General features: G+C 69.2%; 12 protein-coding genes. 4 read left to right on the top strand and 8 right to left on the bottom strand.

What is annotated here, in order from left to right; translation table 11 throughout:
• Nucleotides 1-720: 720 nt before the first annotated feature.
• The 3 genes from ACZ3I4_RS05125 to ACZ3I4_RS05115 all read left to right on the top strand — a co-directional run bounded on the left by ACZ3I4_RS05125 (nt 721) and on the right by ACZ3I4_RS05115 (nt 4,058).
• The gene (locus ACZ3I4_RS05125) at nt 721-2,247 is read left to right on the top strand and encodes a pentapeptide repeat-containing protein (protein WP_465380572.1); all 1,527 of its coding nucleotides are present in this window, start codon (nt 721-723) and stop codon (nt 2,245-2,247) included.
• Between the two features lie 241 nt (nt 2,248-2,488).
• Entirely contained in the window at nt 2,489-3,124 is a 636-nt protein-coding gene (locus ACZ3I4_RS05120; RefSeq protein WP_465380571.1) for a hypothetical protein, read from the top strand.
• A gap of 58 nt (nt 3,125-3,182) precedes the next feature.
• Complete coding sequence (locus ACZ3I4_RS05115) at nt 3,183-4,058, top strand: DUF4253 domain-containing protein (RefSeq protein ID WP_465380570.1); 876 nt, start codon at nt 3,183-3,185, stop codon at nt 4,056-4,058.
• A 17-nt stretch (nt 4,059-4,075) separates the two neighbouring features.
• On the opposite strand, the gene ACZ3I4_RS05110 is transcribed toward ACZ3I4_RS05115, so the two are convergent.
• From ACZ3I4_RS05110 to ACZ3I4_RS05100, 3 genes are all read right to left on the bottom strand, one after another.
• Complete coding sequence (locus ACZ3I4_RS05110; protein WP_465380569.1) at nt 4,076-5,269, bottom strand: cytochrome P450; 1,194 nt, start codon at nt 5,267-5,269, stop codon at nt 4,076-4,078.
• 375 nt (nt 5,270-5,644) lie between these two features.
• Nucleotides 5,645-6,418, bottom strand: a complete 774-nt coding sequence (locus tag ACZ3I4_RS05105; protein ID WP_465380568.1) for a S1 family peptidase — start codon at nt 6,416-6,418, stop codon at nt 5,645-5,647.
• A gap of 164 nt (nt 6,419-6,582) precedes the next feature.
• Nucleotides 6,583-7,338: a phosphotransferase enzyme family protein gene (locus ACZ3I4_RS05100; RefSeq protein ID WP_465380567.1), complete on the bottom strand. Its 756-nt coding sequence runs from the start codon at nt 7,336-7,338 to the stop codon at nt 6,583-6,585.
• A 31-nt stretch (nt 7,339-7,369) separates the two neighbouring features.
• On the opposite strand from ACZ3I4_RS05100, the gene ACZ3I4_RS05095 reads away from it, so the two are divergent.
• The gene (locus ACZ3I4_RS05095) at nt 7,370-8,209 is read left to right on the top strand and encodes a hypothetical protein (protein WP_465380566.1); all 840 of its coding nucleotides are present in this window, start codon (nt 7,370-7,372) and stop codon (nt 8,207-8,209) included.
• On the opposite strand, the gene ACZ3I4_RS05090 is transcribed toward ACZ3I4_RS05095, so the two are convergent.
• From ACZ3I4_RS05090 to ACZ3I4_RS05070, 5 genes are all read right to left on the bottom strand, one after another.
• A complete protein-coding gene (locus ACZ3I4_RS05090; RefSeq protein ID WP_465380565.1) occupies nt 8,202-8,813 on the bottom strand; it encodes a maleylpyruvate isomerase family mycothiol-dependent enzyme in 612 nt (203 codons plus the stop codon). The two genes, ACZ3I4_RS05095 and ACZ3I4_RS05090, sit on opposite strands and share 8 nt — an antisense overlap.
• Nucleotides 8,810-9,958, bottom strand: coding sequence for an alpha/beta hydrolase-fold protein (locus ACZ3I4_RS05085; protein WP_465380564.1), 1,149 nt, complete (start codon nt 9,956-9,958; stop codon nt 8,810-8,812). Before ACZ3I4_RS05085 ends, ACZ3I4_RS05090 begins: the two co-directional genes overlap by 4 nt.
• Nucleotides 9,959-10,039: 81 nt before the next feature.
• Nucleotides 10,040-11,431, bottom strand: coding sequence for an NAD(P)(+) transhydrogenase (Re/Si-specific) subunit beta (locus tag ACZ3I4_RS05080; protein ID WP_465380563.1), 1,392 nt, complete (start codon nt 11,429-11,431; stop codon nt 10,040-10,042).
• Nucleotides 11,428-11,712 (bottom strand): NAD(P) transhydrogenase subunit alpha part 2, encoded by a 285-nt coding sequence (locus tag ACZ3I4_RS05075; protein ID WP_465380562.1) that lies wholly within the window; start codon nt 11,710-11,712, stop codon nt 11,428-11,430. The genes ACZ3I4_RS05080 and ACZ3I4_RS05075 overlap by 4 nt, the downstream gene beginning before the upstream one ends.
• Nucleotides 11,709-12,839 carry an NAD(P) transhydrogenase subunit alpha gene (locus ACZ3I4_RS05070; protein WP_465380561.1) on the bottom strand — a complete coding sequence of 377 codons (1,131 nt, stop codon included), beginning with the start codon at nt 12,837-12,839 and terminating at the stop codon, nt 11,709-11,711. The genes ACZ3I4_RS05075 and ACZ3I4_RS05070 overlap by 4 nt, the downstream gene beginning before the upstream one ends.
• Between the last annotated feature and the right edge of the window lie 35 nt (nt 12,840-12,874).

Here is a 12,874-nt window from a genome sequence, read left to right as displayed (position 1 = left end):
TTCCATCGATCGAACAGAGGGTGACGATGGCTGGCGAGTACGACGACTATCAGATTCTCATAGCTGGCGTGGAAAGTCGGATTCAAAAGATTCGAGCCTCATTGCACAATGGGGAGGCCGCAGGAGTCGACAATTTTACGCAGGTTCGCGACGCTGCGAGACGGATCACGGAGCGTGGTCCAGCAGTCATGGGTGACCTGGCCAGCGCCCTCGCCTGGACGGCACTCCGGGGAAGCATGCTGCCACGTAATGAACATCATTGGAGCTTTGCCGGCAGAACGCGGACTGATCTGGCGGAAGGATTCATGGTTGTCACCCTTGACCTGTCCAGGTATTACCGGGACCTGCTCGCGCTTTTCTACGAGAACAAGCTGGACAGTAGAAAGGGGAGCGACATCCAGCGAGATCTGTACTGGCGGTATGACCTGCGGATGATGGCTTCGCCTCCGCCCCCTCCACCTACACATCTTCCGGCTCCGCCCCATGGTAACTGGACGCCGAACTCATTCAGTCCTTGGTATGGGGTCTTGCAGACGCCGCGTAGCGCTTAAAGAGAAGGGGTGCGATGTGGCCGCCGCGGCGACCTGTGAAAGTTGCTCTGGAATATCAATCTCGAGCCTGTCGGCCGAACCTCGATGCTATCGTCATGCGACAGATTCTGATCGCGACCTTGTGCTGCAAAGGCTACGAGAGGGTAAGCCGCTCGACTTCGGTCGAGGCATGACATTCGATCAAGATCTACTGGATGAGTTGACAGAGCACGTTCCGCACACGGACGAGGGTCAACCTCGACTGGTTGGAGCTGACTTTCGAAACGCAACTTTCAGCTCCAGCGTCCGGTTTGGGAGGTCGTACCCTCGAAGCGACCAGCAAGCGATCGTTTTCGAAGACCTGTGCGACTTCGAAGGCGCAATATTTGAAGCCGACGCTGATTTTAGTGGCGTTACCTTTAACGGGCCTGTTGACTTCGGGATGACAACTTTCCGCGGCGCCGCAATCTTCAACCAATGCGCTTTCTACGGACAGACTGCAATCGTGCAGTCAATCCTGCAGCCGGTGACAAGCGATCCAGACGAGCCGGCGCGACGCGTGTCTACATCATCCAGCCCGCGAACGAAAGCGGAACAGATGCTGCATGCCGTCCGCTTCGAAGGGGCGAAGTTCATTGGAGCTTCGACCAGCTTCGCCGATGCGGTCGCATGGAGCACGCCTGACTTCAGTCGATGCACCTTTGCTTCGGTTGATATCGGTCCTATGTTCTGTGTCGGAATCCGGCTGCGTAATGTTGTATTCACGCAGCGGGCCCGGCTTAGTATTCACGGACGGCTAGGCGCCCCGGCGGCCGTCGAGATTTCCACGGTTGTGTTTCAGGGTTCGGCTGCCATTGAGGTGTACAACGCCGATATCAGCCTCTGGTCCGTCGACTTCACAGCACCCTCGACAATCCGCAGGGCAGCTACCCTCGCCATGTGGGCGGAGCTGTACAACGCGGGGTCCGAGCGTGTCGAACCCGCGTCGCCTGCGCGGTTGCGCTACTTAAGGGGTTGTAATCTCAATAACAATGTTTCGGTAGCTGAGGTTGATCTGTCTTTTTGCTACTTCGAGGAGACTACGAACCTGGATCGGCTCCGGCTGGACGCTGGTACAACGTTCTTGACCGTTGGCGGCCGCGGCCAGACGCGTCGGCGAATAATTGCGCAAGAGTGCCAATGGCGATTTACCAAGAATTCGCGATGGCGAGGACCAGATCATCGCGGTTGGTACAAGGAGATAAAGCAGCTCTCGCAAGGAGATGACCTCGAGACTGTGGCCGTGGGGCTCGCCGGTGTCTATCGGGCCTTACGCAAAGGCCGAGAGGACAACAAGGATGAGCCCGGTGCCGCCGATTTCTATTATGGTGAGATGGAGATGCGAAAGCGTTCCACTCGAGGAGTTGAGCGTTTTCTTCTTACCGCCTATTGGCTGGTCTCCGGATATGGCCTGCGAGCGTGGCGTGCTTACGCGGCACTCGGTGTCTCGTTGGGGATCTTCTGGCTGCTGTTTTTGGCATACGGCTTTACTGGCCAGGCTGCACACTCGCCTTCGGCAAGTTTTTTGTATACCCTGGCGACGGCAACGGCTTTCATAAACGGACCAGATGCCAAGCTCACTTTCGCAGGCGAGGTCTTCAAGATAATTCTCAAACTCAGCGGACCTCTGCTGCTCGGCCTGGCCGCGCTAGCGATTCGTGCCCGAATAAAACGCTAGTGTGCGCTTCACGTCGACCGATGGTGCCCAACAACGCCACATGCGCTGTAGAAGCCGTGCGAACGACGAACCGCGTTGGCCAGCCGCTTGGCCGGCGAACGGCCGCGGTGCCGGCCCCAGCCCTGGAGTCGCTGCGTCGCGACGGTGACAGAAGGTTGGGCCCGAAGAGGCCCGGCCCTCACCCATGAAAACAGTGTGGACTTTCTCGTTAGTCGATGGCCGCGGCACATAACCTTGCCTCGTGAGTTTCGGGACCTACGCCCGCAAGGTGACAGATGGCTCGTTGCCCTACGGGCGGCGGGTCAATGCCCTGGCCGGATGCGTCCGGCTCTACCAGCCTCTGGGATATCGGGCGACGTTCGGTTACCTCGCTCATGTCGCCGGAGCCTTTCGCCGTGACGAGACCGCGTTACTCCGCGCGCTGGACACGCTGACGGCGAGTCGCCGGCTGTGGCTGGCGGACATCGACGCGTATGCCGCCCGTCGGAAAGAGGCCAAACGGCTCGGGTCGCGCACCCCTCGATCGCCGGACTCCAGCCCCACTCTGCTGCCCCGCTGGTACGGCGATTCGCGACGGGCCGCGACCTTCGCACTGAGCTTCCTGTTGAGCAAGCCGCATCGAATCTGGCACGCAGACACCGATGTCATCCGCCTCGCATCATCCGTCCTGGAGGCCGACGGTGACGTCAGTCGCGTGCCGCTTGAACAGGTGAGCGTCCTCCGGAAACGGAACTTGCAGCTCCAGCGCACATCGGGTTGGCCGAATGTTGACTGGCCGAACTTCAACAAGGCGAACCAGTCTCTGTGGGTCCTGCACCAAATTTCCAACGCAACGTCATGCGACGAACTCATCCACCGCGACGCGGAGGGTGGTTGAGCGGGGAGCGAATCAGCGAGGGGCTGACCGCGCGAGCGCCGGCCCGGATCATGGAGCCGTGAACGAAAACCCTGCTGCCGAGCTCAACGAGGTTGTCGTCGCCGTTCAGGGGACGCGGCTTGATGGTTTGCCGCTGTCACACGGGGACCGCGGCTCCCTGGTGGTCAGCGGGATCCCACCGGCCGACATGCTCGCGGTCTGGCAGACGGCGTGTGCCCTTGTGCCCGTGACCGGGCGGTGGCCGGTCACGGTCAGCGAACTGGACGGCCCGTGGACGCGGGCACAGGCGGAGGCGGCCCCGGCCGAGCTGGCCGCCTTGGACGAGGCTGCGCGCACGCGGGACCCGTGGGCCTCCTGGCGGCTGTCCGACGAGGGCGAACAACTGCTCGACTTGTTTCCGCAGGATCCGCTGGACGGGGATTGGGACGAGGCGGAGTTCCTCGCCGCCGGGTTCTTCGACCTCGGGCTGAGCGAGGACGAGTTGCGGGAGGTCCGGTCCCCGATCACCGACGGCGATCTGGGACGTCTCGTCTATGAGCGGATCCGCGCCGATCCGGCTCGGGAGGCCCGGGTCCGTGCCGCGGCGCAGCCCACGATGAGTTCCTGGTATGTGCCGCCGGAGGGAGCCGCCCTGCTGTTGTTGCCCACGGCCACACCCTGGTTGGCCGCAGCGTGGGCCCGCCTCTTCGAGGTGGGCAGTGAGGAATTGGCCGCGGTGCTCTGGCAGTGGCAGCAGCGCTGGGACGCTCGGCTGTTCGCCTCGTGGGGAACCATGCTGCAGTTCGTGGTCCACCGGCCACCGGCGCCGGGTGACGAGGCCTGGGAACTGGCCGGTGACTTCAAGGAGCTGGCCTCCTCGCTGGATCTGACCCGTTGGGAGATCGCCACCGTCCTGCCCGCAACCGACAGCTGGTTCCTCCATCGCCGTCCCTGACGCCGCACGACCGCGGCTCAGCCTGTCGTGATCGGCACCTCGGAGAAGCCGCGCAGGACGAGGCGGTCACGGCGTACGGCATCGCCGTTGAGGGCCAGCTTGGGCAGCATGGAAAGCAGCAACGGCAATGCGACCTGGGCCTCCATGCGGGCGAGCGGAGACCCGAGGCAGTAGTGGGCGCCACCGCCGAACGAGACCGGCTGGATGTTGGGGCGGTCGGGGTCGAAGCGGTGCGGGTCGTCGTAGCGGGCCGGGTCGCGGTTGGCCGCGCCGAGCAGCATGGTCAGGGCGGCGCCGGGTGGCAGGGTGATGCCGTCGCCCACGTCGACCGGCATGGTCGTGAAGCGGCTCGTCAGCTGGACCGGGCTGTCGTAGCGGAGGATCTCCTCGACGAAGGCGGGCGCCAGCCCGGGCTCGGCCCGCAGCCGGTCGGCCTGCTCGGGGCGCTCAAGCAGCAGGTGCAGGCCGGTGCCGAGCAGGTTGGCCGTGGTCTCGAAGCCGGCCACGAGTAGCAGCAGCAGGTTGGCGAGCAGTTCCTCGCCGGTCAGGGTGCCGCCCGCCCCGGCTTCGACGAGAGCGCTGGTCAGGTCCTCCTGCGGGTTCTTCTGACGGTCGGCGATCAGGCCGACGAAGTAGTTCTCGAGTTCACGCCCGGCCGCGTCGGCCATTTGCATCTCGTCGGGGGTGCTGATCGGCTCGAGGACGACGGTGAGGTCGTGGGCCCGCCGGCGGAACCAGGGGTGGTCGGCCGCGGGCACGCCGAGGAGGGCGCAGATCACCCCGACGGGCAGGGGATAGGCGAACGCGGTCACGAAGTCGGTTTCCCCGGGCATCGCCGCGATCAGGTCGCGGGCCTGCCCGGCGATCACGTCGCGCATCGCGGCGATGCGCTTCGGCGTGAAGGTGGCCGCGGCGGCCCGGCGTACGCGGGTGTGGTCCGGAGGGTTGGTCTGCAACATGGACAGGACGACGGAGGCGACGCCGCGGTTCTGCCGCCAGTCCGGCCAGAACTGGTCGTAGTCGCCGGCGTCGGCGACTCGCATCGTGGTGTCGCGGAGCAACCGGTTGGTCAGCGCGTGCGTGGTCACGTACCAGCCGTTGTCGGGGGCCTGGAAGATGGGCGCCCGGGCCCGGATCACGTCGTAGGCCGGATACGGGTCTTGGCGTCCCTCGGTCTCGAACAGCGAGCCGAGCGCGGTCAGGTGGTCCATGCGGTTGTGCCTCCGGATCGACGATGCCGTGCCCCTGCATCATCGCCGCCCGCCGCCGCCATTGCTGCCCGGTCGGCCGTCACCCGGTCGGTCGGCCGTCAGGTGGGCAGTCGGCCGTCGGGTGGGCGGGCCGCCGCCCCGCTGCCCGCCCACCCCGGCACGTGACCGCCTCCGCGCTTGGACGAAGCGTTCCCCCCGGCGGCGGCCACCGAGGCCGGTCGCCACCGGTTCCCCGGGCCGCGAGCCGGCTCTCCGGCGAAGTTCGGAGTGCCGAGTCCACGCTATGAACGAACCTTGTCACGGGAAATCGGCCGATCCACCACTCGACCCCCTCGCGTTGGGGAGGCCGATGGGCCTAACCCTCCCGTGGGAACGTCAGAGGCCGGGGACGTGCATGGACAGGAACGACCATGCCGAGCTGGTCCGGTCGACCCGGTTGTAGATGCCCACCCACGACTCGGGGTGCGCCTGGAGGCTGGGCGGCCCACAGGTCGTCCGGTCGGCGGCGCCCGCGGTCACCGTCTGCAACAGCGGCACGTCGTCCCGCCAGAGCAGCATCGGGCCGCCGCTGTCACCCGGCGCCGAGCCACCGTGGACGGACTGCACGAAGGTCAGCGGGCCGGCCGGGAACAGGCACGGGCCGTCGTTGACCGCGGCCCGCGAGGTGACCCGGACGTCGGCCGTGTGCAGCGCCGAGGAGGGCGCGCCGAAGCCGTAGACCTGGGCCGCGACCGGCGAGGGCAGCGGTTCCGGGGCGATCCGGGCCGGCGTCACCGAGGTCACGGGGGTGGCCAGCCGGAGCAGCGCCACATCGTTGACCAGCGTCGCCGCGTCGTAGCCGGGCATCTGATAGACGGCCACGACCCGTACGGGCATGTCGAAGTGCACTTCAAAATCTTGCGGCCCGTACGGGTTCCCCGGCCGCCGCCCGATGTTGGTGCAGTGTTGCGCGGTCACCACCCAGGCCGGCGCGATCAACGTGCCGGTGCAGCTCAGCCCCCGGTCGAGCAGCCCGTGGTCGGCCTCGACGCGGGCGACCGGCAGCACGGGGGAGCCACCGGTCGCGGTCCGCGGGGCCACCAGCGCCGATGCCTGGCCCGTCATCGCCCAGCCGACGAAGACGGTCAGGGCCACGGAGAGTGAGCGCATGAGCCCCGGCTTCGTCACAGCGCGCCCCCTCGTCCCGGAACGCCGCGTAACTACGACGCCACCTCACGCTACGAAGGTCGCGCAACCGGGGGAATCAGCCGTCCCATCGCCTCTGCCCGCAGGACGGCCACCCCGGCTCGCCGATCCGCCTAACCCGTTCGGTGTCAGTCCGCCAGCAGGTGGCGCTCCAGAGTGGCCCGCTCGGCCCGGACGTAGTCGGCGTCGTTGAGGTACAGGATGTGGTGGCCGTCGGCGAGGTGACCGGCGAAGGCGGTGTCACCGGCGGCGGCCCGGGTGCGCATCAGGGTGACCATGGCGTGCAGACGGTCGGCCACGGTGTCGATCAGGGCGGCCCGTCCGGCCGCGTCCAGGCCGTAGGTGTCGCAGAACGTCCGCAGTCGCCGGGCCTGGGTCTCGAGGCCGGGCTGGTCGGTCAGCGGGATCCAGCGATAGACGGCGTACGCGACGTCCCACAGGCGCGGCCCGGGGTGGGCGAAGTCGAAGTCGAACATGCCGGTGACCGCGGAGTCGTTGAGGACGCAGTTGTGCGGCGCGTAGTCGCCGTGGCAGATGACCTCGACCGGGTCCAGGGCCGGAACCTGCCAGCCGTCGCGCGGGGCGGACCGGGCGAACGCGACGGTGGCGTCGTGGTAGGCGCGCAGCAACGTGGCCGCCGACGTGAGGGCCGTGGCCGACTCGGCCGCGGGCGTGAGCGGGTAGTTGGAGACGTCGCCCGGCAGGTAGGACAGGAATTCGTAGCCGCCTGAGACCGACCGCACCTCGGGCACGCCCGGGAAACCGGTTGCCGACAGATGCCGCAGCAACGCGTGCACGTGGGGGGACCACGGGCCGGTCGGGCGGCGTACGGAATCGCCGATCTTCACTACCTCGTTGATGCCCCCGCCGGAAAGGATCTCCACGCCCCACACCATAGTGGGACAGACTGGCGGCATGGGTCTTCCCGCCCTGGCGCTGATCCTGATCCTGTCGTCGGCGCTGCTGCACGCGTTGTGGAACGTGTTGCTGGGCCGGGCCGTGCCCCAGGGTTTCGACGCGGGGATCGTCAGCAACGCCCTCGGCTGGCTCGTCCTGACCCCGTTCGCCCTGGCCCGCTGGCGTGTGGACGAGGCCGCGTGGGGCTATCTGGCCGTGTCGGCCTGCCTGTCGGCGACGTATTTCCTGCTGCTCAACGTCGCCTACGCGCGCGTCCCGGTGCACGCCGCCTATCCGGTCGCGCGCGGTCTGGCCCCGGTGCTCGTGCTGCTCGTGACCGTGATCGCCGGGGATTCCGTTCCCGCCTGGGCCGGCCTCGGCGTGCTGATCATCAGCGCCGGCATCCTGGTCACCGCGTCCGGGGCGAACCGCCGCTCGGTGCTGGCCGCCGCGCCCGTCGCCGTCTCGCTGACCTGCTACACGTACGTCGCCTCGCGCGGCCTCGGCCATGTGGACCCCAGCACGTACCTCTGGATCTCCCTGACGCCGGTCGTTCTGGGTTCGGTCACCATCCGGCTGCTGACCAGACCGGTTTCCCTGTACGCCCAGGTCAGGCCGATCACCTTGGCCATCGGGCTCGGTTCGGTGGCCGCCCACGTGCTCACCCTGGCCGCGCTCGCCCTCGTCGGCACGGCCCAGGTGCCCGCGATCGCCGCCCTCCGCGAGACCGGCATCCTGTTCGTCATCCTCCTGTCGTGGCTCGCCGCGAGAAGCGAGGACGCCCGGCCGACGATGCGCACCGCGATGGGCGCCACGCTGGTATTCGCCGGCGTGGCCGTGCTCGCCGTCGCTAGGTGAGCACCGGGGTGAGGCCGGCGTTCCGGCCGGTGAGCACCTCGATGAGGCCCACCGGGTCGGTCATCCGGGTCAGGATCGATGCCGTGTGCGCGAGCCCCGCCCCGGGCACGGACGGTGTCTCGCCCAGGGCGCGCTGCAGGTCGAGCAGGTGGACGGTGGCCTCGACGATCCCGATGCCGAGCACCTCGCCGATGCGCATCTGCCCCAGGCCGAAGTAGTCGACGACGGAGTCGCCCAGCTTGCCGGCGGCGTCGAGGGACTGCGGCCCGGTCTCGGCGAAGGCGGAGATCAGCTGCTCCGGCGAGTATCGGGCCGAGTCGTCGACGGCCTGGGCGGCGACCCGGGACCGGTTGAGGGTGGCGACCCCGTCCGGCGCGTTGAAGGCCCGCAGCAGGTCGGCCGCGGATTCGTGGGTGGGCGGCGTGTCGCGGACCTGCGTCGTGAGGTGCCCGAGCCAGTGCGGCCACTGTGCGGTGTGGGCGAACAGCGCCCGTACGGTCCACGGCTCCAACCGGGTCGGCGCCTCCCACTGCTCGCCGGTCAGCTTCGACCCGTACGAGGCCCAGACCGCCCACAGCTCCCCGAGCGTGCCGGCCGCGCTCACGCCTTCACCCCGGCCACGGCGATGAGCCCGTCGGCGAAGGTGCGCCGCCAGTTCACGTAGTCGTGCCCGCCCGAGTATTCGGCGTAGGCCACCGAGTAGCCCCGTTTACGGAGCGCGTCGCGCATGGCCCGGTTCATGTCGATCAGGGACGGTCCGCCGTTCGCCCCCGGGAACGTCTCGAAGATGCCCACGTCGAGCGAGAACCGCACGTCGGCGAGCGGCCACCGGGATACGTCGCGGATCAGTTGCCCGGGCGCGTCGTCCGGCCAGCCGAAGCTGCCCGACTGCGAGATGACGGCGCCGAAGCTGTCCGGGGCGGTCAGCCCGATGTACGCCGCGGCGAGGCCACCCCGGGAGGCGCCGGTGATCATGTTGGCCCGCGGGTCGGTCCCGGCCCCGAACGTCGTCCGGGCCCACGGCAGCAGCTCGCCGGTCACGAACTCGCGCATTTCCGGGGCCGGCGACAGTTCCCGGTCGCGGTCGGCGGTGAGGCTGGTGACGAACAGCGCCACGAGCGGCGGGATCTCACCGGCCGCGATCAGGTTGTCGAGGATGGCCGGAACCCGCTGCACCTCGCGGGCGACCCAGCCGTCGAAGACGACGAGCACCGGAAGCCCGGCTGTCGGCACCCCGGCGGGGTGGTAGGCGACGACGTCACGGTCGAAGGGCGCCTCGATCAGCGGGCCGGGGGTCACGCCCGGCCGGGGGGCGAGCCAGGGCTCGGACGGGGCGTCCGGCAGCGACAGCATCGAAACCCACACCTCGTGATCGCCCGGGTCGGACGGGTCGGCCGGGAAGCGATGCGGGGAGTGGTTGTACGGGTCGATGTGGGACAGGCCCCGCCCGGAGCCGTCACGCGGCGCCTCCTCGGCTCCGTCGTGCACCAGGCAGTAGACGGTGTGCAGGTCGGAGGGCATCACCCGGGTCGCGTACCAGAGGTCGTTGCCGGGCATCCGCTCGAGCGGGACGTCGAGGCCCCACCACACGCGGGTGCTGCGGGCCGATCCGCGCCACAGGAACGTGACGAGCTGCGAGCCGTCGCGCCACGGCTCGATCAGCGGGGTGCCGGCCGCGGTGACGCGTTCCCACCACTCGGGGAGGGCGGCCGGGTCTTCGAGCAGCCGGGCGATCTGCGGACTCTGCACAGCGACACTCCTGTGGCGGCGGAGGGTGAGCGATCCGCAACCGAGAGTCCCAAGTGGATCTTGCTTAGTCAAGACGAGAGCCTATTTCGCGTACGCCGACACGCCCGCGAGGAGCGCGTTCAGCCCGGCTTTGGCGTCCGCGAACAGCATCGCCGTCCGCGGGTCGGAGTAGAGCTCGTTGTCGATCCCGGCATACCCGTGCCCGAGCGACCGCTTGATCACGATAACGCTCCGGGCCAGGTCGACGTCGAGGATCGGCATGCCCGACACCGGGTTGCCGGCCCGCCGCGCCGCCGGGTTGGTCACGTCGTTGGCCCCGATGACCAGCGCCACGTCCGTACGCGGGAAGGCCGGGTTGCTCTCCTCCAGATCCTGCAGCTGCTCGTACGGCGCGTTGGCCTCGGCCAGCAGCACGTTCATGTGCCCCGGCATGCGGCCGGCGACCGGATGGATCGCGTAGGACACCTCCACCCCGTGCGAGGTCAGTGCCTGGGCCAGCGCCACCGCCTCGTGCTGGGCCTGGGCCGCGGCCAGCCCGTAGCCGGGCACGATGACGACCTTTCCCGCGTACGCCAGCTGGATCGCCGCGTCGTCGGCGGTGATCTCGCGTACGGAGGCCGAACCGGACCCGGCCTCGACCGCGACGGCGTCGCCGGTGCCGTAACCACCCGCGATGATCGCGCCGATCGGCCGGTTCATGGCGTCGGCCATCAGCTTGGTCAGGATCGCCCCGGCCGCGCCGACCAGCGCGCCCGCGATGATCAGCGGCGTGCTCCCGAGCACGAACCCGGCCATCGCCACCGCCGTGCCGGTGCACGCGTTGAGCAGCGAGATCACCACCGGCATGTCGGCCCCGCCGATCGGCAGGGTCAGCAGCACCCCGGCGGCCAGGGCGGCGACCGCCGCCCCGGCCAGCGCGGCCGTGCCGCCGTCGAACCCGACCACCAGCACCGCCAGGACGGCCGCGGCCGCGGCCAGCCCGATCGAGATCCATCGGCCGTAGGGCACGACGATCGGCCGGCCCGGCACCCGGCCGGCGAGCTTGCCCGAGGCGATCAGGGAGCCGCTGAACGTGAGCGCGCCGATCAGCACGTCGAGCACGCCGGTGACCTCGGCCTGCGTGGACACCGGCCGGTCGCCCAGCGCGATCAGGGCCGCCGCGCCACCGCCGACCGCGTTGAACAGGCTCACCAGCTGCGGCATGGCCGTCATGCGGACCACCCGCGCGGCGACCAGGCCGGCCGCGGCGCCGCCGGCCGTGCCCAGGGCGAGCGCCCAGGCGGCGTACGCGTTGATCTGCCCGTCCTCGGCCAGGACGGCCACCGTGACCAGGATGGCCACCCCCATGCCGGCCGCCGACACCTGGTTGCCGCGGCGGGCGGTGGCAGGCGCGTTCATCAGGTGCAGACCGATCACGAAGGCCGTCGCGCAGGCCAGATAGATCAGGTGGACGATCGTGTCGAAGGCGCTCACGACCGGCTCCGGAACATCGCCAGCATCCGGTCGGTCACCACGTAACCCCCGGCGACGTTCATCGCGGCGAAGAACGCGGCCACGACCAGCAGCGCGTAGCCGGCCGGAGTGGAGATCGTGGCGGCCAGCAGCATGACGCCGACCAGCACCACGCCGTGGATCGCGTTGGCCCCGGACATCAGCGGCGTGTGCAGAGTGGCCGGCACCTTGCTGATCACCTCGAACCCGACGAGCAGGCCGAGCGTGAAGACGGTCAGATCGGCCAGGAGCAGCGGGCTCATCGGATCTCCTCATGGTCTTGCCGCAGTGCGGTCAGCCGGGGATGCACCACGGCGCCGTCCCGGCAGATCAGCACGGCCGCGTGGACTTCGTCGGCGCTGTCGATACGAAGACGCCCTTCGGGCATCAGATTGCTTACGAGGGCGACGATGTTTCTCGCGTACGCCGTGGACGCCGCGACCGGCACCGTGGCGGCCAGCTGCGGCGCGCCGATCACCGTGACCCCGTGGTCGGTCACCGCGCGCGTGTCGGGAGCCGAGCCGGCCACGTTGCCGCCGCCCAGGTCGAGCACCACCGATCCCGGCCGCATGGCCCGCAGCGCCTCCTCCGAGACGAGCAACGGGGAACGGCCGCCCGGCACCTTGGCCGTCGTGATCACCACGTCGAACCGGGGGACGGCCTGGGTGAGGGCCCGCAGCTGGGTCGCGGCCTCGTCCCCGGCCAGCGCCTGGGCGTAGCCGTCGGCGCCGTTCTGGGTGACATCGAGCGTGAGGACGGCGGCGCCGGTCGAAGCGATGTCGGCCTGGGCCGCCGCGCGCACGTCGTAGCCGGACACGAGCGCCCCGAGCCGCCGCGCCGTCGCGATCGCCTGCAACCCGGCCACCCCCGCCCCCAGCACGAGCACCTGCGCGGGCCGGGTCGTGCCGGCCGCCGTGACCAGCATCGGGAAGAAGCCCCCGTACGCCTCGGCGGCCAGCAGCGCGGCCTTGTAACCGGCCACATTGGCCTGGGAGGTCAGCGCGTCCATCGGCTGCGCCCGGCTCAGCGTGCGGGGGAGCAGGTCGAGGCTGATCGCCGTCACGCCCTGCGCGGCGAGCGTCCCGGCCAGCGCTGGGTCGCCCAGCGGGTCGAGCATGCCGATCAGCACCCGGCCCGGCGGCAGCGCGGCCACGTCGTCGGGTGGCCGCACCACCAGCAGCGCGTCGCTCTCGTCGTACACCTGCCGGCGGTCCCCGATGTCGGCGCCGGCCGCGGCATAGTCCGGGTCGCCGAACCAGGCGTGGCGTCCCGCACCCGTCTCGACCAGGACCCGCACGCCCGTACGGCGAAGCCGGGTCACCCCGTCCGGGGTCAGTGCCACGCGGCGTTCACGGCCGGCGGTCTCATGCAGTACGCCCACTGTCGTCATCGACATATCGAAGCCCTATCACTTCGCGCTCGGCC

The organism is Actinoplanes sp. NPDC021490 (assembly GCF_055562135.1).
This window is presented reverse-complemented; position numbering and strand designations above follow the sequence as displayed.